The following is a 22,281-nucleotide window of genomic DNA, read 5'->3' on the forward strand; positions in this document are numbered from 1 at the left end:
CGACGCGGCCGGGCAGGACGGAACCGATTTTGTCATCTTGAAGGACATGCCATGTGCGGCATCGTAGGTGTTATCTCCCAATCCCCGGTCAATCAGCTGATCTATGACAGCCTGCTGCTGCTGCAGCATCGCGGTCAGGACGCAGCGGGCATTGCGACGGCGGACGGCAGCAATTTCCACATGTACAAGGCGAACGGCATGGTGCGCGACGTGTTCCGCACGCGCAACATGCGCAGCCTGCCCGGCACCTACGGCATCGGCCAGGTGCGCTACCCGACGGCCGGCTCGGCGTCGAGCGAGGCCGAGGCGCAACCGTTCTACGTGAACGCGCCGTTCGGGATCATCCTCGCGCACAACGGCAACCTGACGAACTGGCAGCAACTGAAGGACGAGATGTTCCGGATCGACCGCCGGCACATCAACACCAATTCCGACAGCGAAGTGCTGCTCAACGTGTTCGCGCACGAGCTGCAACTGTCGACCACGGGCCTCGAGCTCGATCCGGCGTCGGTGTTCAAGGCGGTGTCGGGCGTGCATCGCCGCCTGCAGGGTTCGTACGCGATCGTGTCGCTGATCGCCGGCTACGGCCTGCTCGCGTTCCGCGACCCGTTCGGCATCCGGCCGCTGTGCATCGGCAAGCTCGAGACCGAACACGGCACCGAATGGATGGTTGCGTCGGAATCGGTGGCGGTCGAAGGCATCGGTTTCGAATTCGTGCGCGACCTGGAGCCGGGCGAAGCGATCTTCATCGACAAGGCCGGCAACTTCCACAGCCAGCAGTGCGCGGAGAACCCGACGCTGAATCCGTGCATGTTCGAATACGTGTATCTCGCCCGTCCGGACTCGTGCCTCGACGGCGTGCCGGTCTACAACGTGCGCCTGCGCATGGGCGACTATCTCGCCGAGAAGATCAAGCGCGAGCTGCCGAACGTGCCGATCGACGTCGTGATGCCGATTCCCGATTCGTCGCGTCCGGCTGCGATGCAGGTCGCCGCGAAGCTTGGCGTCGAGTATCGCGAAGGCTTCTTCAAGAACCGCTACGTCGGCCGCACCTTCATCATGCCGGGCCAGGCCGTGCGCAAGAAGTCGGTGCGCCAGAAGCTCAACGCGATGAGCATCGAGTTCAAGGACAAGCACGTGCTGATCGTCGACGATTCGATCGTGCGCGGCACGACCTCGCACGAAATCGTGCAGATGGCGCGCGATGCGGGCGCGAAGTCGGTGATCTTCGCGTCGGCGGCGCCGCCCGTGAAGTTCCCGAACGTGTACGGCATCGACATGCCGACGCGTGGCGAGCTCGTCGCGCACGGCCGTACCGACGAGGAAGTCGCGAAGATCATCGGCGCCGACCACCTGATCTACCAGGACGTCGACGACCTGCGCCGCGCGGTGCGCGACATCAACCCGAAGCTGGAGCGCTTCGAGGCGTCGTGCTTCGACGGCAACTACATCACCGGCGACGTGACGCCCGAGTATCTCGATGCGATCGAGCGCGCGCGCCTCACGCCGGCGTCGCAGGCCGATCGCGACACGGCCGGCGACACCGAGCGTTCGCAGATGAACCTGCAACTGTCGGTCGAGTAACGCCGGCGCACGCTTTTATCGAGGCGTGATAGGATGTGGCCTTGCGTCGATTTGATATCAGCTTGCGGACGCGGGGCCACTTCCCAAAACAGCTAAAGCGAAGGCCGGCGGCAGCCGGCCCGAGTCGATCGCTGTCGTACCGCACCGAAGCCCGCTGATGCCGACGCATAGCGGGCTTTTTGTTTTTGGCCTCGGTTTTGACCGGGTCCGCGCCATATGCACGACCGTCGGCGCGGCCATCGAATACGGAAAACGGAACATGGACGACTCCCTCAACTTCGACACGCTTGCGGTGCGCGCGGGCACGCTGCGCAGCGACTTCAACGAACATTCGGAAGCGCTGTTCCTCACGTCGAGCTTCTGCTTCTCGAGCGCCGCCGACGCGGCCGAGCGCTTCGCGAATTCGGAAGACTATTTCACGTACTCGCGCTTCACGAATCCGACCGTCACCATGTTCCAGGAGCGTCTCGCCGCGCTCGAGGGCGGCGAGGCGTGCATCGCGACGGCGTCGGGCATGGCCGCGATCATGTCGGTCGTGATGTCCGCGCTGCAGGCGGGCGACCACCTCGTCAGCTCGCGCAGCCTGTTCGGCTCGACGCTCGGGATGTTCTCGCAGATCTTCAGCAAGTTCGGGATTACGACCACCTTCGTCGACCCGACCGACCTGAACGCGTGGCAGGAAGCCGTGCGGCCGGAAACGAAGATGTTCTTCCTCGAGACGCCGTCGAACCCGCTGACCGAGCTCGCCGACATCGAGGCGATCGGCAGGATCGCGAAGGCCGCGAACGCATTGTTCGTCGTCGACAACTGTTTCTGCAGCCCGGTGCTGCAGCAGCCGCTGAAGCTCGGCGCGGACGTCGTGATGCACTCGGCGACGAAATTCCTCGACGGGCAGGGCCGCGTGCTCGGCGGCGCGCTGGTCGGCTCGAAGGAATTCATCATGGGCAAGGTGTTCCCGTTCGTGCGCAGCGCCGGTCCGACGCTGTCGGCGTTCAACGCGTGGGTGCTGCTGAAGGGGATGGAGACGCTGTCGCTGCGCGTCGAGAAGCAATCGGCGAATGCGCTGGAGATCGCGCGCTGGCTCGACTCGCATCCGGCGGTGGCGCGGGTGTTCTATCCGGGGCTCGAATCGCATCCGCAGCATGAACTCGCGAAGCGCCAGCAGAAGGCGGGCGGCGCGATCGTGTCGTTCGAGCTGAAGGGCGATACGCCCGAGCAGCAGCGCGCGAACGCATGGCGCGTGATCGATGGCACCAGGCTGGTGTCGATCACCGGCAACCTCGGCGACACGCGCACGACGATCACGCATCCGGCCACCACGACGCACGGCCGCATCACGCCGGAAGCGCGCGCGGCGGCGGGAATCACCGAAGGGCTGATCCGCCTCGCGGTCGGCCTCGAGCACGCGGGCGACATTCGCAACGATCTGGCGCGCGGTCTGGACGGCTGAGTGCTACGGCCGAGGTTCGTTCGGCATCGATGAAACGGGCCGCTCGGGAAAGAGCGGCCCGTTGTCGTTTCGGCGCATGCCGTCGCGCGCGTGTTTTCTCGTTCAGCCAGCGGCGTGCCCGTGCGGTGCGGCACGCATCGCGTCCACCATCCATCGCAGCGTTTCGTCGAGCGGCGTGACAGGTAGTTCGCCTACCGCGCGCCGCAGCTTGTCGCGCGACCCGCTCAGGCTTTTCACTTCATTGTGCCGCACGAAGCGCGGATCGATCGTCACGTCGATCACGTAGCCGGCGATGCGCGACAGCATCGCCAGCACTTCCTTCAGCGAATACGCGCGCTCCGAGCAGACGTTGAACGTCTCGCCGGCCGGCGCGGCTTCGACCAGCTTCAGATAGGCGGCCGTCACGTCGCGCACGTCGGAGAAATCGCGGCTCACGTCGAGGTTGCCGAGCGAGATCCGCGGTGCGTTGGACGCATAGTGCGCGACGAGCTTCGGCAGCAGATACGCATCGCTCTGGCCGACGCCCGTGTAGTTGAACGGCCGCGCGATCACGATCGGCAGCCGGTCGGCCCATAGCTTCGCCGCATATTCCATCGCGAGCTTGCTGACCGCGTAGTCGTTCGCCGGGGCGGGCGCGACGGTTTCGTCGAGCACGCCGGCCGTCGAGTTGCCGTAGATGTTCGCGCTGCTTGCCAGCAGCACGGCCGACGGGCGGCGGTCGAGGCCGGCGAGCGCCGCCAGCAGATTGCGCGTGCCGACGATGTTGACCGCGTAGGTCTGCGACGGCTCGTCCTGGGCGACATGCGCGCGCGCGGCGAGATGCACGACCGCGTCGGGTCGCGCGTCGGCCGCAGCCGCGCGCATTGCATCGGCGTCGAGCAGGTCGACGGGCACCAGCGTGCAGTGTGCGAACGCCGGATCGGCGGGGCGGCGCGCGCCGGGCGCGACCGTGCCCCAGACGTCATAGCCGGCCGCCTGCAGGCGTTCGGCCATGTAGCGACCGGTGAAGCCCGTCAGGCCCGTGACGAACGCACGGCGCGACGGACGCCCGGTTTCAGAACGTGTCATGGTGTTGGTTCCGCGTCAAATCCGCTTCGACCATCATCTGGCAAAGTTGTTCGAGCGTCGTCCTGGGTGCCCAGCCGAGTTTGCTTTTCGCCTTGTCCGCGCAGCCGATCAGCAGATCGACTTCGGCCGGGCGGTAGAACTTCGGGTTCACTTCGACGAGCACGTTGCCGGTCGATGCGTCGAGGCCGCGCTCCTGCTCGCCCTTGCCGGTCCATTCGATCTGGTAGCCGGCCGCCGCGAACGCCATTCGCACGAAGTCGCGCACGGTTTCGGTCCGGTTGGTCGCCAGCACGTAGGTGTCGGGCTCGTCGGCCTGCAGCATTCGCCACATGCCTTCGACGTATTCGAGCGCGAAGCCCCAGTCGCGTTTCGCGTCGAGATTGCCCAGTTCGAGGCGGCTCGCCTTGCCCAGCTTGATCTTCGCGATCGTGTCGGTGATCTTGCGCGTGACGAATTCCCGGCCGCGCAGCGGCGATTCGTGGTTGAACAGGATCCCGCTGCTGCCGAACAGGCCGTACGATTCGCGGTAGTTCACGGTCATCCAGTGCGCGTACAGTTTCGCGACGCCGTACGGGCTGCGCGGATAGAACGCCGTGGTTTCCGTTTGCGGAATGGCCTGCACCTTGCCGAACATCTCGGACGTCGACGCCTGGTAGAAGCGCGTCTTCGGGCTCACGACGCGAATCGCCTCGAGCAGGTTCAGCGGGCCGATGCCGGTCACTTCGGCGGTCGTCGCCGGCTGGTCGAACGACACGCCGACGAAGCTTTGCGCGGCGAGGTTGTAGAGCTCGTCCGGCTGCGTGCGTTCGAGCAGGCGCAGGCTCGAACCGGCGTCGGTCAGGTCGTGTTCGACGAGCGTCAGATTCGGATGCGTGTCGACGCCAAGCTCGGCGATGCGCCAGAAATTCACCGAGCTGGTGCGGCGATAGGTGCCGGTGACTTCGTAGCCCTTGTCGAGCAGCAGTTTGGTCAGGTACGCACCGTCTTGCCCCGAAATTCCGGTGATGATGGCCTTTTTACGAGTTTGGCTCATGGCGTTGTCCTGGTAGAAGCGATGGATGATGAAATTCAGGCGGTCGTGCCGGCGGCAGCCGGCAACGCACGGCGCGCAGGCCCGCGCGTCAGGCGCCGTTCGAAGCCGTACCAGCTCAGGGTTGCGTAAGCGAGCGTGATCGCGAGCGCGAGCGCGGCCGTGACGAAGCGGTTCAGGTGCAGCGGCCACAGCGCATACAGCACGCTCAGGTGGATCAGGTAGACGGTGTAGCTGACGGTGCCGACGTAGACGAGCAACGGGTTCGTCAGCACGCGCTGCACGAGGCCGCGGCCGCGCAGCGCGATCACGACGATCGACGTGCACAGCAGCAGCGAGATGCTGTAGAGCGCCGCATTCGACATCGGCGTGTTCGCGGCGCGAAAGCGCGGGAACGACAGGTGCAGCCAGCCGAGAATCGCCAGCGACACGAGCGCGCCGACGATCGCGAGCGGATAGAACGGCTCCAGCGCGCGCCGGTCGCGGCGCAGCACGATCGCGAGCAATGCGCCGGCCGCGAGCAGGTCCATCCGGAACGGCGTCAGGTAGTAGATCGGCCAGAACGAATCGAACCACGGCGTCGCGATCGCGCGCAGCACCGGCGCCGCGACGATCAGCGCGGCGGCGACCCACAGCAGCGCGCGCTCCGAGCACCAGAGCACGACGAACGGCCAGAAGATGTAGAACTGCTCCTCGACCGCGAGCGACCACAGCACGTTCAGGCTGTCATGGCCGATGCTGCCGAGCGACAGCCCGATATTGGTCGAGAAGAACGCGAACCACGGCCAGTGCGGCAGCCAGCTCGCGCCGAACAGCAGCGTCGACACCGCCAGCAGCAGCACGTACGGCGGCAGGATGCGGCGCACGCGGCGTGCATAGAAGTGGCTGAAGTACGACTGCCCGCGCGCCTTGCGATCGAGCAGGATGCCGGTGATCAGCAGGCCGCTCAGCACGAAGAACAGATCGACGCCCATCCACAGCGGCGCCTTCAGCGCGTGCTGCAGGAACACGGCGCCGACCGCGATCGCGCGCAGCCCGTCGAGCTGGACGATGCGGCCGTGTTGCGGCGGGGCGAGGTCGGCGGTGCGCGACAGGGCCGTCATCGCGCGGCTCCTTCACGACCCGCATCCGATGCGTGTACGTATTGCATGCCTTTAAATGGAATATGAAATCGAAATCGATTCTAGGGAAAAGAAATCGGTAAAAAAACGCGCGACATTTATCTGCCGATCAACATCCAAATGCCGGTTATTACGATCGCGAGATGAAAGGTTGGCGGCCGGGCGGGCGCGACAGGCGGTGCAGAGCGGAATTTTCTACACGGCGGCGGCCGAAGGGCGGTCGTTATTGCCGTTTTCGGACGCCATTTACACGCTGTTCCGGTTCGATATTTCAGGCAGAAACATCCCCAAATATTTCCAAATTTCTTGTGATTATTTTTGCTTGTAACCTGCATCGCGACGTTTGAAACCCATTTAGCGACAGGGCGCGGCCGCGGGCGATCCGTGGCGGCGCCGGTCGCTGTTGTATCGAGTCTGGAGAAGCGCATTGCGACGTCTGATTCTGGTTGGCATGACGGTATGCGCGGCACTGCTGACGAGCGCCGTGCCGGCCGAAACGGTGTTGCCCGCGACGACGTCGTGGATCGGCAACACGTTCGGCTATGGCGACGGCGCATGGACGCAGATCGACATCCGCGCGATCGCGGTGACGCCCGAGGGCAAGGTGTATACGAATGCGCCGTGGGACGAGAGCGGTGCCGAGGCGAGCGTCTATCAGGACGGGAAGATGCTCGGCTTCGCCGGCGGCACGCACGGCTGGGGCAATCTCGGCGGCAACGCGATCGCCGTCAACAGCAAATATGCGTACGTCGCGATCGGCGTCGGCAACGAGCGCGGCCATCTGCAGTCGCCCGGCATCTGGCCGGACAAGGGCAAGCAATGGTTCGGCATCTCGCGGCGCACGATCGGCGACATGAAGCAGCCGGCACCGTTTCGCGCGTCGCCGCAAGTCGCGCCGGGCGGGCGTGCCGACGCCGGCCGCGCGCGGATGGCTGCGAGCTTCATGGTGATGAACGAGGTGCCGGCGCCCGCGCGCTCGGAAGTGGGCGACGCGAAGGCGGAAGTGGGCGGCCTCGCGGCCGACGACAAGACATTGTTCGCGACCAATCCGTCGCGCGACGCGGTGGAGGTGTATGACGCGGAGACGATGCAGCGGAAGGGCACGTGGAGCGCGCACGAGCCGGGCCGCATCGCGCTCGCGGGCGACGGCACGCTGTGGCTGCTGACCGATACGCTGGGCGGGCCCGCGCATCTGGTGCACGTGCGGGCCGACGGCAGCAAGCTCGACGATGCGCCGGCGTTGCCGGAAGGCACCGACGCGGTGGACGTCGCGGTCGATGCGAAAGGGCGCGTGCTGGTCGCGGACAACGGGCCGCGCCAGCAGATCCTGATCTTCTCGAAAGGCGGCAAGGGCTATGCGCAGTCGGGCACGCTCGGCGAGCGCGGCGGCATCTTCGCGGGCCCGGTGCCGGGCCGGCCCGGGCCGCAGCGCTTCAACGGGCTGACGGGCGTCGGCGTCGACCGTGCCGGCAACATCTATGTGTCGATGAACGGGATCGGGCCGCGCCACGACACGATCGGCGCGGGGCTCGGCGCGGTGCTGGAAAGCTACACGCCGGACGGCAAGCTGCGCTGGCAGGTGCAGGGGCTGCTGTTCGTCGATGGCGCATGGCTCGACCCCGCGCGGCCGAACAGCGTGTACACGGGCAACAAGCGCTTCGAGCTCGACCTGTCGAAGCCGCCGGGCCAGGACTGGAAATACGTCGGCTTCCTGTCGAACCGCTTCAAGTATCCGGACGATCCGGTGTTCCACACGGACCAGTATCCGGGCATGCCGATCGCGCGGCGCGTCGACGGCCGTACGTTCCTGTACCTGACCGACATGTACGCCGATCACCTGAAGATCTACCGCTTCGACGCGAAGCGCGACGGCGAGGTGGCGATCCCGTCCGGCCTGATCGCGGGCCGCGCGAGGCCGGTCGACAAGGTGCCGAACAAACCGCCGGGCGGCGACTGGCTGTGGCGCGACGCGAACGGCAACGGCCGGATCGACGCCGACGAGTTCGAGATCAACACGACCGGCAAGGCGAAGGCGGGCGGCTGGGGCTGGTGGGTCGACACGAAGGGCGACATCTGGCGCACGAGCGACGTGCGCGGCATCCACCGCTTCCAGTACGGCGGTGTCGACAAGGCCGGCAACCCGATCTATTCGTACGACAAGGTCACGACCTACCCGATGCCGCAGCCGTTCACGCAGCTGCGCCGTGCGATCTACGAGCCGCAGACCGACACGCTGTACGCGACCGGCTACACGGCCGACGCGCCGCCGCAGCCGGGCATCAACAAGGAAGTGGGGCGCGTGCTGATCCGCTTCGACAAGTGGTCGACAGGCTCGCCGGTCGTGCGCTACCAGGTGGCGCTGCCGTGGAAGCTCGATGCGAAGCCGATCTTCGACCTGATCGGGATCACGGTCGAGGGCCGCTACATCTTCACCGTGGAGCCGGTCGGCAAGATCCACGTGTACGACAAGGACACCGGCAAGGAAGTGGGCGTGATGAGCCCGGGCGCGGAGGTCGGCAAGGCGTCCGGCTGGGTCGACGTGCCGTTCGGCATCAGCGCATTCCGGCGCGAGAACGGCGAGTACCTGGTGTTCGTCGAGGAAGACGCGCGCGGCAAGGTGCTGATGTATCGCTGGAAACCGTGACGGGCGGCGCGCCGCCCACGACGTCGTCGCCGTCACACAAGGCACAAGCATGGACAAAGGCATACTCAAGAACGTTTCGATCAATTTCATCGGGCTGATCCTGCCGACCTTCGTGTCGCTGGTGACGGTGCCCGCCTATATCCATGCGCTCGGCGTCGAACGCTACGGCGTCGTCAGCCTCGTGTGGACGCTGATCGGCTATTTCGGGATCCTCGATCTCGGGATGAGCATGGCCGCACAGAACCACATCTCGAAGGCGCTCGCGAGCGGCAACGCCGACGAAAGCGCGCGGGTGTTCTGGAGCGCGTTCTGGCTGAATCTCGGCACCGGCATCGCGGGCGGGCTGCTGATCTACTTCGGCGCGTTCGTCTACACCGCGTATTTCACGAAGGTGTCGGCCGCGATGCAGCACGAGGTGTATCTGGCGCTGCCGTGGCTCGCGCTCGCGATTCCGCTCGCGAACGTGTCGTGGGTGTTCGCCGGCGCGATCAACGGCGCCGAACGGTTCGGCGTGTTCAACACGAACCAGACGATCGGCACGTTCCTGTTCCAGCTGCTGCCGCTCGGCGCCGCGTGGTGGATCGCGCCGAACCTGCAGACGGTGCTCGCCGCGGCCGTTGTCGCGCGGCTGATCGCCGCGGCGATGCTCGGTCACGCGAGCATCAAGGTGCTCGGGATCCGGCGCATCGACCCGCCGCAGTGGGGCACCGCGAAAGGGCTGTTCAACTTCGGCGGCTGGATGCTGATCGCGAGCATGACGAGCATGATCGCCGACACGCTCGATCGCGTGATGCTCGGCGCCGGCATGGGCGCGAAGTTCGTCACCTACTACACGGTGCCGCAGAACCTCGTCACGCGCCTGAACATGCTGCCGAACGCGCTGGTGCGCACGCTGTTCCCGCGCCTGTCGGCAGTCGGCCGCGATCATGCCGACACGCTCGCGCGCCAGTCGCTCGAATTCCTGAACGGCGTGTTCACGCCGGTCGGCATCGTCGCGATCTTCGCGCTCGCGCCGTTCCTCACGCTGTGGGTGGGCGCCGATCTCGCCGCGCATTCGGCGCCGGTGGGCCGCGTGCTGGTGATCAGCGTCTGGCTCGTCGGTCAGGCGAGCGTCACGCGCATCCTGATCCAGTCGCAGGTCAATCCGGCCCGCGCGGCATTCGCCGGGCTCGTCGAGATGCCGTTCTTCGTCGGCGGCCTGTGGCTCGGCATTCATCACTTCGGGCTGATCGGTGCGGCGGTGGTCGTCGCGGCGCGCGCGCTCGTCGATTACGGCGTGCTGCTGTACCTGTCGGCGATCCGGATGCGCGCGATCGTGCTCGACATGCTGGCCCATCTCGCCTTCCTGCTCGCCAGCCTGTTTCTGGCGCAGGCGTGGTCGGGGCTCGGCGAGTCGATCGGCATGTGCGCGGTCGTGCTGGTGCTGAACGTCGCGTGGTCGCTCACGATGACCCCGGGGCTGCGCGCGCTCGTGCGCGACCTGTTTGTCCGTCTCAATGCGAGGAAAACCATATGAATCGCGATCTGGCGGAACACGCCGTCCTGAATCTCGCCACGGCCGATGCCGCCGTGGCCCACGCGGGCGATGCCGCCGCGCTGCACCGCGCGGTGCCGGCCGAGCGCGCCGGCGCGCGGCAGCCGGCGCGCGCGCTGCGCGTGGCGATCGTCCACGACTGGCTCGTGACCTATGCGGGCGCCGAGCGCGTGCTCGAACAGATCGTCGCGTGCTTTCCCGACGCGGACCTGTTCAGCCTCGTCGATTTCCTCGACGACCGCGCGTTCGTGCGCGGCAAGCGGGTGACGACGTCGTTCATCCAGAAACTGCCGTTCGCACGCACCAAGTACCGCAGCTACCTGCCGCTGATGCCGCTCGCGATCGAGCAGCTCGACGTGTCCGAGTACGACCTCGTGATCTCGAGCAGCCACGCGGTCGCGAAGGGCGTGCTGACCGGGCCGGACCAGGTGCACATCAGCTACGTGCATTCGCCGATCCGCTATGCGTGGGACCTGCAGCATCAGTATCTGGAGCAGTCGAACCTCACGCACGGGCCGAAATCGCTGCTCGCGCGGATGATCCTGCACTACATCCGCAACTGGGATACGCGTACCGCGAACGCGGTGGACGGCTTCGTCGCGAACTCCGCGTTCATCGCCCGGCGCATCAAGAAGGTCTATCACCGCGACGCGGCGGTGATCTTCCCGCCGGTCGACGTCGACGCGTTCTCGCTGAACGCGGTGAAGGAGGATTTCTACCTGACCGCGTCGCGGATGGTGCCGTACAAGAAGATCGACCTGATCGTCGAGGCGTTTTCGCGCACGCCCGAGCGCAAGCTCGTCGTCATCGGCGACGGCCCCGAGATGCAGAAGATTCGTGCGAAGGCTGGCCCGAACGTCGAGATCATGGGCTACCAGCCGTTCGCGGTGCTGCATGACCGGATGCGGCGCGCGAAGGCGTTCGTGTTCGCGGCCGAGGAGGATTTCGGAATCTCGGTCGTCGAGGCGCAGGCGTGCGGCACGCCGGTCATCGCATACGGCAAGGGCGGTGCGCTCGAAACGGTGCTCGACCCGCAATCGAACCTGAATCCGACCGGTCTCTTCTTCGACGAACAGACGGCGCACGCGATCGTCGCGGCCGTCGACGACTTCGAGCGCGCACCGCAGCGCTTCACGCCGGCCGCCTGCCGCGCGAACGCGGAGCGGTTTTCCGCCGATACGTTCCGGCGGCGCTTCCTCGACTACGTGGAGCAAGCGCTGCCCGGCTCGACCGCGCAGCGCGGCACGGCCGCACCGATGCCGGCCGCACGCGGCCCGGCGACGCTCGTGCTCGATCAGAGCGGCGTGCTCGGCGGCGCCGAGCTGTCGCTGCTCGAGATCATGAAGCACATGCGCGCGAACGCCGACGTGCTGCTGTTCGACGACGGCCCGTTCCGCGCGGCGCTCGACGAGATCGGCGCGCGCGTCGACGTGGTCGAGCAGGGCGCGCTCGCGGGCGTACGCAAGCAGGGCGGCGTGTCGTTCGGCGCGCTGAAGCAGCTCGTGCGGCTGGTCCGCGACGTCGCCCGGCGCGCGCGCCGCGCCGAGGTGATCTACGCGAACACGCAACGCGCGATGGTGGTCGCCGCGCTCGCCGGGCGGCTCGCGCGCAAGCCGGTGGTCTGGCACCTGCGCGACATCGTCAGCACCGACCATTTCGGCGGCAAGCAGCTACAGGCGATCAAGTACTGCGCGCGGCTCGGCGTCACGCGCGTGATCGCGAACTCCGACGCCTCCGCGCAGGCGTTCCGCGCGCTGACGGGCTTCACGCCGCAGCACGTCGACGTCGTGTTCAACGGCATTTCGGCCGAACCGTTCGATGCGCTGAAAGGCGTGAGCCAGGCCGCGCTGCGCGCGCGCCTCGGGTTGCCCGCGGACGCTTGGCTGGTCGGCTCGTTCAGCCGTCTCGCGCGCTGGAAGGGGCAGCACGTGCTGCTGGAGGCCGCCGAGCGGCATCCCGACATGCATGTGGTGCTGGTCGGCGCGCCGCTGTTCGGCGAGGACGAGTATGCGGCGCAACTGCACGAATACGTCGCGCAGCACGGGATGGACGAACGCGTGCATTTCCTCGGGTTCCAGCGCGACGTGGCCGCATGCATGACGGCGGTCGACGTCGTCGCGCACACGTCGATCACGCCGGAGCCGTTCGGGCGCGTGATCGTCGAGGGGATGCTCGCGCGGCGGCCGGTCGTCGCGGCCCGCGCGGGCGGCGTCGTCGAGATCATCGAGGACGGCGACAACGGGCTGCTCTGCGAGCCGGGCAACGCGGCCGCGCTGGCCGATGCGCTGGCGGCGCTCAAGCGCGACGGCGCGCTGCGCGAGCGGCTCGTCGCGAGCGGGCGTGCGACCGCGGTGCGCCGGTTCGGCACCGAAACCTACGTGGAGCGGGTCGAGAAGATCCTCGCGGATACCGCCAAGGCGGCCAAGGCCGCGAACGCGAAGAAGTAGCGGTCGGTGCGAGCCGGCGGGAAACGGGCCCCCATGCGGCGTTGCGCTGCGCGGGGGCTTTGCTTTTCGGCGGGCGACGCGTGCGGTTGCGGCGGAGAGGCGGGTTTGCGCCCCCGGGGCCGAGTCGGGCGCGGGCGTGGCCGGTCGTCATTCTGGAACGGAACCGGGCCGTCGGGAACGTGGGGCGATCAGGCGCTGCCGCCGCAGCCATGGATATCGCCAGGGAGCCGCCCACGCGGGCCGTAGCGCGGTCGGACGGACCAGGCAGCCCGGTTCCTCTCGACCTGGCCCGCAACCGCGTGACGGCCATGAAAGAGCCCCCGCGCGGCGAGATACCGCGCGGGGGCTCCGGACCGGACGGGGCGACCGAGCTGGCCGCCTCGGGTCAGGCGGCCTGTTCGGGCGACGACGCGACGACGCGGGCCGCGCGGGTCGGCTTGAAGCTGGCCGACCACATCATCGCCGGCCGTTCGAACATCCGGTAGAACAGGTACGCCACTGGAATCGCGACGGCCATGAACGCGAACGACGGCCAGATCGACAGTTGCAGTTCGGAGTGGAACAGCACCGAGCCGAGGCAGACGAACAGCGGCAGGTGGACCAGGTACAGCGAGTAGCTGAAGTCGCCGAACCAGCTGAGCACGCGCAGCGGCGGCGTCGGGCGCGGCGGGCGGGCGAGCGCGCGATACAGGAAGCACGCGAAGCCGGCCGACCACAGCTGGAACGCGCCGTACTGGCCGAAGTGGAATGCGCCGCAGCCGGCGGCCAGCAGCACGGCGGCCGCGACGTACCACGCGCGCGACGGCACGACGGCCGTGCCGCGAGACTGCTGCGCGCGCACGTCCGCGATCCATGCACCGATCGTCCAGGACAGCCAGTACGACGTGAAGAACTGCAGGTCGTGCCGTTCGAGCAGCCAGGCCGACGCGACGTTGACGAGCGCGACCGCGGCCACGACGGCCGGCATGCCGATGCGCCGGCGCAGCGCGAACAGCAGCGGGTAGATCGCGTAGAACTGCACTTCCAGCGACAGCGTCCACAACGCGCCGTTCGACCCGTACGTGTAGCCGGCGACGCCCTGCAGCGAGAACAGGTTCACGAGGAACGCGACGAGGCCGACGTCGCGGATCTTGTGGCTGACGGGCTCGATCTGCAGGCTGACCGCGTCGAGCGCGAGCGTGAACAGCAGCGCGGCGAGCAGCACCGGATAGATGCGCGCGAAGCGGCGCACCCAGAAGTTCGGCGCGTCGAGCCGGTACGCGGGGTTGGCCGCGAGCTTGAGTGCCGCATTGCGGTGGATGCAGTAGCCGCTGATCACGAAGAAGATCGGGACGCCGGCGGAGCCCCACGCAAACGGAAAGGTCAGGTAGCCGGCGATCGCGCCCGGGCTCAGTGCATGACCGTAAGCATGATGGAAGCTCTGCATGCCGACCCAGACGACCTGGCGGCAGTGGAAATAGGCGACGAGCAGCGCCGCGAAGCCGCGCATCGCGTCGATCACGTGTTCCTTGTGATCGGCGACGGGCGGCGCGGCCAGAGACGATCCGCTGAAAGCTTGCATGCGATTCGATTCCTTGCGACGGATGGACGGGAAGTTTCATCCAATCGTAATGCGCAAGAATTCGGTCAATGAATAAAAAAATCTCGCCCGGAAATTCCGGTATTTCGCATCATGGGTTTATTCAGGGATGAAGGAGGGCCGTCGAGGAGCTCCAATTATTTGCCGATTTTTTTCTGATAGTTTGAAGCTCCGGTTGATTGATGCAAGGAGCGGCAAGATGGACATGCATTGGATCGCGAGCGCTGCAGTACTGCTGGTCATGGCCGTGCTGTCGGCGTACCGCGAGGCGCTGAAGAACGAACCGATCCGCCCTGGCCTTGAGCGGGGCGGCGTGCCCTATATCGAGGAGTTCGAATCGTAAGAATTTGTATCCGGGAAATCGGTAATTTGTTTCTGCTTCGGCAATCGGTTCGGCAATATCGACCGAACTGAAACGATTATATTTTTTCCGAAATAATTGGGCGATCAGTCCATATCGAAAATGAGCGGAGTGGAATTGGCAGTACCGTCGATTCTCGATATGCCGTTCGGAACACAATCGCGCCGGGTCGCGGGTCGACGCGGCGCAGTCAACGCTATCAGGATGCGAACATGTTGAAAGTCACCAAGGCCGTGTTCCCCGTTGCCGGTCTCGGCACGCGGTTCCTCCCGGCAACGAAGGCGAGCCCGAAGGAAATGTTGCCCGTCGTCGACAAGCCGCTGATCCAGTACGCGGTCGAGGAAGCGATCAACGCCGGTATCACCGAGATGATCTTCGTGACCGGGCGCAGCAAGCGCGCGATCGAGGATCACTTCGACAAGTCGTACGAGATCGAGGCCGAACTCGAGGCGCGCGGCAAGGAAAAGCTGCTCGAACTCGTGCGCGGCATCAAGCCGAGCCACGTCAACTGCTTCTACGTGCGCCAGCCGGAAGCGCTCGGTCTCGGCCACGCGGTGCAATGCGCGGAGAAGCTCGTGCACGGCGAGCCGTTCGCGGTGATCCTCGCCGACGACCTGCTGCATGGCGAACAGCCGGTGCTCAAGCAGCTCGTCGACGTGTTCGACCACTATCACAGCTCGGTGATCGGGGTCGAGACGATCCCGCGCGAGGACAGCCGCTCGTACGGCGTCGTCGAAGGCCGGGAGTGGGAAGAGGACATCATCAAGCTGTCGGGCATCATCGAGAAGCCGGCGCCCGAGGATGCACCGTCGAATCTCGGCGTGGTCGGCCGCTACGTGTTCATGCCGACGATCTTCGATCACCTGCGCAAGCTCAAGCCGGGTGCAGGCGGCGAACTGCAGCTCACCGACGCCATCCAGTCGCTGCTCGCGAACGAGCAGGTGCTCGCGTATCGCTACTACGGCACGCGTTTCGACTGCGGCAGCAAGATCGGCTATCTGAAGGCTACCGTCGAGCTCGCGCTCCAGCATCCGGAAGTGAGCCGCGAATTCGAGGCGTACCTGCGTACCTGTTTGCCCGCGCTGGCTGCCGTCGCTTAAGCGGCCGCGCGCTCCGTCGTTTCAGGTGGTGGTTGTTCCGTTGGCCCCGGCCGCTCGCGCGCCGGGGCTTTTTTGTTTTTGCGGGCGCACGAGCCTGGTGCGCGACGTCTGCATGCGGTGCCGGGAATGTGCGGAGGGCGGCGTCGCGCGACGCGCGAAGTGTGTCGATGACGCGGGACGTCGCGCGTGAAACCGGTGCCGAAGTATTCGCCGCGTGACCGGATCGGCGGATAGGTTGCGCGGTATGCACGACGCTCGCGCGGGTGGCGCCCGACGACGCAACATCGGCTGCGATGCCATCGGCCGTCGGGCTTCGTTGCCGGTATCGCGGCGTTGCGATCCGGCGTCCGCCGAGTGCCGCGTTCGTGTGCCGCTCAACGCGGCGACGCGCTCGGCTGCGCGGCGAAGTGCCGGGCCAGCATCGCGGCGATGGGTTTCTTGAAGTCGAGCAGCCGCTTTTCGAGATAGCGCCAGGACAGGTGCGCGAGCAGCACGGCGAGCGCGAATTGCAGCATTTCCGGCAGCGCGTCGCGGACGATGTCCGGTATCGGCACGTGCGCGAACGACGCGGGCAGCACGCCGAAGCGCGCCGGAATCAGGTTGTGGAACAGGTAGAAGCCGTAGCTGATCGTGCCGAGATAGGCGAGCGGCGCCCAGTCGAGCAGCGCGACGACGGGATGCTCGGGCTCGCTGACGATCCACAGCATCAGCGCGCCGAGCGACACGGACAGGCCGAGATCCGCGAGCCCCGCGACCGCATCGGGCAACGCCGTGCAGGCGGGCAGCACGAGGAAGAACGCGACGCCGGCCGCGCCGAGCCAGGCGGGCGGCACGCGGCGCGTGGCGTCGGCGCGATCGGCGAGCGCCATCGCGCCGACGCCGCCGAGCGCGATCAACGCGAAATTCCACGGGGAAAACGCGTAGATCAGCACCGGCGACGCGTCCGACAGGTAGAGCGCGAGATGCGCGAGCGCGCACAGCGCGACGGCCGCGACGCCGAGCGCGACGTGTCGCGCGGCGGGCAGCGCGAGCAGCGCGAGCGGGGCGATCAGATAGAACTGCTGTTCAACGGCGAGGCTCCAGAAGTGCGACGTGGAGCCCGGCCAACCGTCCTTGACGACGCCGATCCAGTAATTCGACAGGAACGCCGCGTGCCACGCGAGCCCGAGGTTGACGCCGCGCTGGTAGAACAGCGCGTGCGCGATCGCGAGCGCCGCGAGCAGCAGGTAATACACGGGAAAGATCCGTAGCGCGCGCTTCGCCAGGAACAGCGCCAGCGCGTGGCGACGCGTCATGGTGCCGCGCTCGACCGCCTGGCGGTTGCGATGCAGCTCGCCGACGATCAGGAATCCGCTGATGAGGAAAAACGTCCACACGCCAAGCTTGCCGACGTCGACGGCAAGGACATGGCCCTTGTGGGACAGGAAAACGAGGATGACGGCGAGGGCTCGCAGGCCGTCGAGTCCTTTGACGTATCTGACTTCGCGCATGGAGGCATCCGGGCATTGAGCGAGCCCAGTATAGGTGCGCAAATATCGAACGTAATTCGCGTTCGGACGTATACGTGAAGGCGTTTTTTCACGCTCGAGCGTCGACGAAGTCGGTCGCGCGCAACAAAACCTGCGGGAAACCCCGTGAAAACGCATAAAAGTACTGCACGAAGCGTCAAGGCGCTTGTAGAATCCGGCGTTGAAGCGCGCGCGTTGCACGCTTCGTGTATCCAACGACCACACCTGGTAGGAGAAACATGGCGACTTCCGCAAAAAAGGTGGCCAAGAAGGCTGCCGCACCGGCCACCAAGAAAGTGGCTGCCAAAAAGGCTGCGCCCGCGAAGAAAGTAGTGGCCAAGAAGGCTGTCGCGAAGGCAGCACCGGCTGCTCCGACGCCGCTGAAGGACAAGTTCACGAAGGCATCGCTCGCAACGCACATCGCTGAGCGCGCAGCTGTCGAAGTGAAGGCGGTCAAGGCAGTGCTCGCCGCACTCGAGAACGTCGTGCTGGGCTCGGTTCACAAGAAGGGCGCAGGCGAGTTCACGCTGCCGGGTCTGCTGAAGATCACGGCACAAGTCGTGCCGGCGAAGAAGAAGCGCTTCGGCAAGGATCCGTTCACGGGCGAAGAGCGTTGGTTCCCGGCGAAGCCGGCCAGCGTGCGCGTGAAGGCACGTGCGCTGAAGAAGCTGAAGGACGCGGCAGCGTAATGCCGCGCAACGACTGCCGAATGCAAGTCGGCAGCCGTTGCGATGTCCCGCGATCCCCGTACGCGACAGCGTGCGGGGATTTTTATTGCGCCGCGCAAATCGCGCGGCAGCGAACGGCCGGCGTGGCAATGACGGGCGGCCCGACGCACGATGGGCCGATCGTATGCCGCACATTCGCATCCATATGCGCATCGCCGGGCGACGACCTTCTTGCGCGCGAGGCGCTGTTTCGTCGCGTTCCGTAGCGAGCGCGTCGCCAGGTTCGCCATCGTGACGGACCTCTTCCTTTACGACATCGCCGGCCGGGTCGCCGCCGCGCGCGCCGCGATCGAACGGCAGCCCGGTGCGATGCCGCAAGCGATCCACCCGTTCGGATCGACGCTCGACGGCGGCCTGAAATTGCGCGGCGACATCGATTTGCTGGCGACGGTCGCGGTGCGCCCGGACGAAGCGGCGCGCTGATGTCGGACCTGCTCGGCGCGTCGGCGTTGCCCGGTCGAGACGGTGTGCGTGCGCTGGAGATCACCGTCATCGCGCTCGGCGACGTGGTGCCGTGGCGTCATCGGGCGCGACGCGAACTGCAGTTAGGCGACTAGCTGCGCCGCGATCTGGAAGCCCGGCATCGTCGAGCCGCTGGTGGTCGATCACGATCGCCATCCTGCTGACGAAGGCGCGACAGCACGCGGCGTCACGCGAGCGCCGGCCGCCCCTGTCGTCAGCCCGCCGTGCCCGCAAAGGCGGCCTTCAGCGCGGCGTCGTCGAACTTGGTCATCTGCATCATCGCGGCGGCCACGCGCCCCGCCTTGACCGTGTCGCGGTCGGCCATCATCGGGATGAGCGCTTCCGGAACGATCTGCCACGACACGCCATAACGATCCCTCAGCCAGCCGCAGCCGTCGGCCGTGCCGCCGTTGTCGAGCAGGGCGCTCCAGTAGCGGTCGAGTTCCGCCTGGTCCGCGCAACTGACGAGCAGCGAGATCGCGTGGTTGAACGCCTCCGTGCTCGGGTGGCTCATCGCGAAGAATGGCTGCCCGAACAGCTCGAATTCGACCATCCGCGTGCCGTCGGTGCCGGGTACGGCCGTGACGCGCACGATGCGCGAGTCCGGAAAGATGCCGGCATAGAAGGCCGCTGCTTCTTCGGCTTGCGTCGAATACCAGAGAAAAGGCGTGATTTTCTGAATCGTCATGACGAGTCTCCTGTCTGTATGGGGCCGGGGCAAACCGTGTGCCGCCATCGATACGACGGACGACGCCCGCCGGAATCGACGCGCGGCGCGCACAAATTTCGCATCGGTCGAGCCGGGCGACGCCGGCTATGCGGATGGTAGTCGCTCAACCGAGAAACGGCGACCTCTCCTGACATCGGAAACGGTGTTGCGGATGCATTGCAGCCGCCAGGCGCCGCTGCCGGCGCGCCGACCTATGTCGGGCCTCGCCTTTGGCGCGGAGGTCCTGCGGGCGGTGTCGGCCGCGCCTGCAGGAGACGGACGAAAAAAAGCCAGCCGCGGCCGAAACCGGGGCTGGCTTTCCAGGTCGGCGACAAGGCGTCGGAGACGCCATGCACGCCGGATACTTCGTTTTTAGAACTTGTGACGCAGGCCGAGTGCGACGATTTCCTGCGAGCTCTTGCCGGCGATGCCGTACGAGCCGATCGACGCTTGCGCATCGCTGCCATCGGCGTTGTGGCCGCTTGCGTGCTGGTACGCGCCAACCAGGTAGATGTCCGTACGCTTCGACAGCGAGTAGTCCGCGCCGAGCGAAACCTGATGGTACTTGGCGTTGTTGTCGCCGCTACCCTTCGTGTAGATGTAGCCGAGGCCCAGCAGCAGCGGTGCCGATGCTTGATACGTGACGAACCCGCGACCGGTGTTGTACTTCTGGTTCGTGCCGAACGTCGAGGCGCCGTCAGCCTTGTACTGGGCGTTGCTGTAGCCGGCACCGACCGTCACCGGGCCGAACGCGTACTGGGCGGCCACTTGCGCGATGCCGATCGACGTCGACGACGTGAACGCGTTGTTGATGAAGCTGCTGCCCGGGCTGTCGAAGATCTCGTCCGACGTGCCTGCCCAGCCGGTGCGCTTGCCAGCCGTGAGCGCCGATGCGTTGTTCGCGTGGAAGTAACCTGCAGCCACGCCCAGCGGGCCGTTGTTGTAGGCTGCAGCTGCCGCCCACGTCTGACCCTTGCCCGTCGAGCCTGCGACGCCGCCGAGAGCGTACATGCCTTCGAACTGGAGGCCGGCGAACACCGGCGACGTGTACTTGATCGCGTTGCTGACGCGCAGGCTGTTGTCGTTGTTGTCGACGTCGCCCGGCGTGGCGAACACGCTGCCGAAGTAGTTGTCAGCCGTGACTGCCTGAACCAGGTCGACGAGCGGGTCGTACTGGCGACCCAGCGTCAGCGTACCGTACTGGTCGCTTTGCAGACCGACGAAAGCCTGGCGACCGAACATGCGCTGGCCTTGGCCCAGTGCACCCGATGCCGAGTTGAAGCCGTTTTCCAACTGGAAGATCGCCTTCAGGCCGCCACCGAGGTCTTCCGAACCCTTCAGGCCGAAGCGGCTGCCTTGCAGGTTGCCGCTACCCATCGACCACGAATTGTTACCTTGACCATCGTTGCCGTGAACATAGGTGATCGACGTGTCGATCACGCCGTACAGCGTCACGCTCGACTGAGCTTGAGCAGCGCCGGCCGCGCCCAGCAGGGCGAGCGAGAGGGTCGAGAGAGCAAGTTTCTTCATCGTTGAGTTTCTCCACGCAAGTGATTCATCGTTATTTGTTGCGGATTGGAGAATAGCTCAGTGCCATACACGCAAGAAAGCTTAAAAAATAAAGTGTCTCGAAAAGGTAACAGCGGGAAAAAGTCCATATATATCAAGCACATCAACGACTGTTCCTGTTTATGAAACAGTTGACAATTGCTGCGCCGCGATTGTTTCAGTAGTTGACGCACATGTCGGCAGACCCCCCGTTTCGGCCCGTTACAGCAGGAAAACGAGGGTGTGCAAACGTTTGCCGTTGCAGGTGCGTGCGCGTCGATGTGTCGAGATGGCGCCGACGCTGCATGAATGCGCGGCGAATGCCGGGATGGCAAAGGCGCGAGCGCGTGTGCGGGGCGCGCGAGACCGACGCACGGCCGTTTTCAGAGGGCGGGCAAATCAGTCGTCGCGCGGGCGATGCTCGGCTTGACCGGCTTGATGGGCGGCTTGAGCGGACGCGGCCGGCGCCGCAGGCTCGGCCGGCCGATGCGCGTCGCCGCGGGCTGCCGCGAATTCCGCGCCGAGCAGCAGCACGATCGCGGAGAAGTACAGCCACATCAGCAGGACCGCGAACGAACCGGCCGCGCCGAACGCACTCGCGGTGCCCGCATGCGCGAGATACAGCGCGAACAGCTTCTTGCCGCCGGAGAACAGGATCGCCGACACGATGCCGCCGATCGCGGCGTCGCGCCACGCGACGCGCGCATCGGGCAGGAATTTCATCAACGAAGCGAACGCGGCCGCGAGCACCGCGATGCCGACGAAGAACTGCACGAAGTTCGTGACGACCACGTACGGCGAATTGCCCAGCAGCCAGGTGCCGATGAAGGTGATCGCGGTGTCGAGCACGAGCGACACGATCAGCAGGAACGCGACGCCGAGCACGAGCCCGAACGAGATCAGCCGCACCCGCACCAGCCCGAGCATGCTCGACCAGCGGCTTTCGGTGGCCGGCCAGATCACGCTGAGCGCCGCGCTGAGCGACGCGAACGTGGCCGACGCGCCGATCGCGAGCGCGGCGAACGAGATCAGCGTGGCGAGGCCGCCGCGCTCGCCCGCGCGGTGCGCGTTCTGCACGATCGTCTGGATACTGGCCGCCGCGTCGTCGCCGATCAACTGGTGCGCCTGTTCGAACACCTGGCCGCGCGCGGCGTCGTCGCCGTAGAACCAGCCGGCCACCGCGATCACCATCACGAGGGTCGGCGCGAGCGAGAACGCGGAGAAAAACGCGATGCCCGCGGCCATCGCGGAGCAGCGGTCGGACGAGAAGCGCTTGAACGCGGTGAGGGCCCAGTTGGCCTGCTGCTGGGCGAGACGGGTGGCTTCGGAAGTGATCTGTCGTTTCATGACGGGTCGGTTGCGCGCGGAACGCGGATCATCGCAGAGTTGGTCGGACAAATCGGTATTG

At 66.2% G+C, this 22,281-nt stretch carries 19 protein-coding genes; 11 read left to right on the top strand and 8 right to left on the bottom strand.

What is annotated here, in order from left to right; all coding sequences use genetic code 11:
• Positions 1–51 precede the first annotated feature (51 nt).
• Both purF and WT97_RS18180 read left to right on the top strand, forming a co-directional pair.
• The gene (purF, locus tag WT97_RS18175; protein WP_006495945.1) at positions 52–1,584 is read left to right on the top strand and encodes an amidophosphoribosyltransferase; all 1,533 of its coding nucleotides are present in this window, start codon (positions 52–54) and stop codon (positions 1,582–1,584) included.
• Positions 1,585–1,843: 259 nt separating this feature from the next.
• Complete coding sequence (locus WT97_RS18180) at positions 1,844–3,034, top strand: O-succinylhomoserine sulfhydrylase (RefSeq protein WP_059501141.1); 1,191 nt, start codon at positions 1,844–1,846, stop codon at positions 3,032–3,034.
• Between the two features lie 102 nt (positions 3,035–3,136).
• Here WT97_RS18180 and WT97_RS18185 read toward each other — a convergent pair whose 3' ends face one another.
• From WT97_RS18185 to WT97_RS18195, 3 genes are read right to left on the bottom strand one after another with little or no spacing between them, the layout of a single operon-like run.
• The gene (locus tag WT97_RS18185; RefSeq protein ID WP_060035729.1) at positions 3,137–4,102 is read right to left on the bottom strand and encodes an NAD-dependent epimerase/dehydratase family protein; all 966 of its coding nucleotides are present in this window, start codon (positions 4,100–4,102) and stop codon (positions 3,137–3,139) included.
• Positions 4,089–5,135: a GDP-mannose 4,6-dehydratase gene (gene gmd, locus WT97_RS18190; protein ID WP_059792007.1), complete on the bottom strand. Its 1,047-nt coding sequence runs from the start codon at positions 5,133–5,135 to the stop codon at positions 4,089–4,091. The genes WT97_RS18185 and gmd overlap by 14 nt, the downstream gene beginning before the upstream one ends.
• Positions 5,136–5,170: 35 nt before the next feature.
• The gene (locus WT97_RS18195; RefSeq protein WP_059501139.1) at positions 5,171–6,235 is read right to left on the bottom strand and encodes an acyltransferase; all 1,065 of its coding nucleotides are present in this window, start codon (positions 6,233–6,235) and stop codon (positions 5,171–5,173) included.
• A gap of 55 nt (positions 6,236–6,290) precedes the next feature.
• On the opposite strand from WT97_RS18195, the gene WT97_RS34155 reads away from it, so the two are divergent.
• The 4 genes from WT97_RS34155 to WT97_RS18210 all read left to right on the top strand — a co-directional run bounded on the left by WT97_RS34155 (position 6,291) and on the right by WT97_RS18210 (position 12,878).
• Positions 6,291–6,581 (top strand): hypothetical protein, encoded by a 291-nt coding sequence (locus WT97_RS34155; protein ID WP_156440273.1) that lies wholly within the window; start codon positions 6,291–6,293, stop codon positions 6,579–6,581.
• Positions 6,582–6,704: 123 nt separating this feature from the next.
• Entirely contained in the window at positions 6,705–8,897 is a 2,193-nt protein-coding gene (locus WT97_RS18200; protein WP_060035728.1) for a hypothetical protein, read from the top strand.
• A gap of 49 nt (positions 8,898–8,946) precedes the next feature.
• Positions 8,947–10,413: a flippase gene (locus tag WT97_RS18205; RefSeq protein WP_059501137.1), complete on the top strand. Its 1,467-nt coding sequence runs from the start codon at positions 8,947–8,949 to the stop codon at positions 10,411–10,413.
• The gene (locus tag WT97_RS18210; protein ID WP_060035727.1) at positions 10,410–12,878 is read left to right on the top strand and encodes a glycosyltransferase family 4 protein; all 2,469 of its coding nucleotides are present in this window, start codon (positions 10,410–10,412) and stop codon (positions 12,876–12,878) included. Before WT97_RS18205 ends, WT97_RS18210 begins: the two co-directional genes overlap by 4 nt.
• A gap of 385 nt (positions 12,879–13,263) precedes the next feature.
• Here the strand turns inward: WT97_RS18210 and WT97_RS18215 are convergent, their stop codons facing one another.
• A complete protein-coding gene (locus tag WT97_RS18215; RefSeq protein ID WP_060035726.1) occupies positions 13,264–14,439 on the bottom strand; it encodes an acyltransferase in 1,176 nt (391 codons plus the stop codon).
• Positions 14,440–14,656: 217 nt separating this feature from the next.
• Here WT97_RS18215 and WT97_RS34605 point away from each other — a divergent pair, with 217 nt between their 5' ends.
• Positions 14,657–14,800, top strand: a complete 144-nt coding sequence (locus WT97_RS34605; protein ID WP_006479318.1) for a hypothetical protein — start codon at positions 14,657–14,659, stop codon at positions 14,798–14,800.
• Positions 14,801–15,030: 230 nt separating this feature from the next.
• A complete protein-coding gene (gene galU / locus WT97_RS18220; RefSeq protein WP_059501135.1) occupies positions 15,031–15,918 on the top strand; it encodes a UTP--glucose-1-phosphate uridylyltransferase GalU in 888 nt (295 codons plus the stop codon).
• 374 nt (positions 15,919–16,292) lie between these two features.
• Here galU and WT97_RS18225 read toward each other — a convergent pair whose 3' ends face one another.
• A complete protein-coding gene (locus WT97_RS18225) occupies positions 16,293–17,408 on the bottom strand; it encodes an acyltransferase (protein ID WP_060035725.1) in 1,116 nt (371 codons plus the stop codon).
• 257 nt (positions 17,409–17,665) lie between these two features.
• On the opposite strand from WT97_RS18225, the gene WT97_RS18230 reads away from it, so the two are divergent.
• The 3 genes from WT97_RS18230 to WT97_RS34940 all read left to right on the top strand — a co-directional run bounded on the left by WT97_RS18230 (position 17,666) and on the right by WT97_RS34940 (position 18,711).
• Complete coding sequence (locus WT97_RS18230; RefSeq protein ID WP_006492882.1) at positions 17,666–18,115, top strand: HU family DNA-binding protein; 450 nt, start codon at positions 17,666–17,668, stop codon at positions 18,113–18,115.
• Between the two features lie 270 nt (positions 18,116–18,385).
• Positions 18,386–18,577: a hypothetical protein gene (locus WT97_RS34610; protein WP_179949380.1), complete on the top strand. Its 192-nt coding sequence runs from the start codon at positions 18,386–18,388 to the stop codon at positions 18,575–18,577.
• The gene (locus WT97_RS34940; RefSeq protein WP_257127267.1) at positions 18,577–18,711 is read left to right on the top strand and encodes a hypothetical protein; all 135 of its coding nucleotides are present in this window, start codon (positions 18,577–18,579) and stop codon (positions 18,709–18,711) included. The genes WT97_RS34610 and WT97_RS34940 overlap by 1 nt, the downstream gene beginning before the upstream one ends.
• 119 nt (positions 18,712–18,830) lie before the next feature.
• On the opposite strand, the gene WT97_RS18240 is transcribed toward WT97_RS34940, so the two are convergent.
• From WT97_RS18240 to WT97_RS34950, 3 genes are all read right to left on the bottom strand, one after another.
• On the bottom strand, positions 18,831–19,304 hold the full coding sequence (locus WT97_RS18240) for a VOC family protein (protein WP_059792018.1): 474 nt from the start codon (positions 19,302–19,304) through the stop codon (positions 18,831–18,833).
• Positions 19,305–19,697: 393 nt separating this feature from the next.
• A complete protein-coding gene (locus WT97_RS34945; RefSeq protein WP_060035723.1) occupies positions 19,698–20,855 on the bottom strand; it encodes a porin in 1,158 nt (385 codons plus the stop codon).
• Between the two features lie 417 nt (positions 20,856–21,272).
• On the bottom strand, positions 21,273–22,220 hold the full coding sequence (locus tag WT97_RS34950; RefSeq protein WP_060035804.1) for a YihY/virulence factor BrkB family protein: 948 nt from the start codon (positions 22,218–22,220) through the stop codon (positions 21,273–21,275).
• Positions 22,221–22,281 lie beyond the last annotated feature (61 nt).

Origin of the sequence: Burkholderia sp. MSMB1459WGS (assembly GCF_001534535.1) — a bacterium.
GTDB lineage: Bacteria > Pseudomonadota > Gammaproteobacteria > Burkholderiales > Burkholderiaceae > Burkholderia.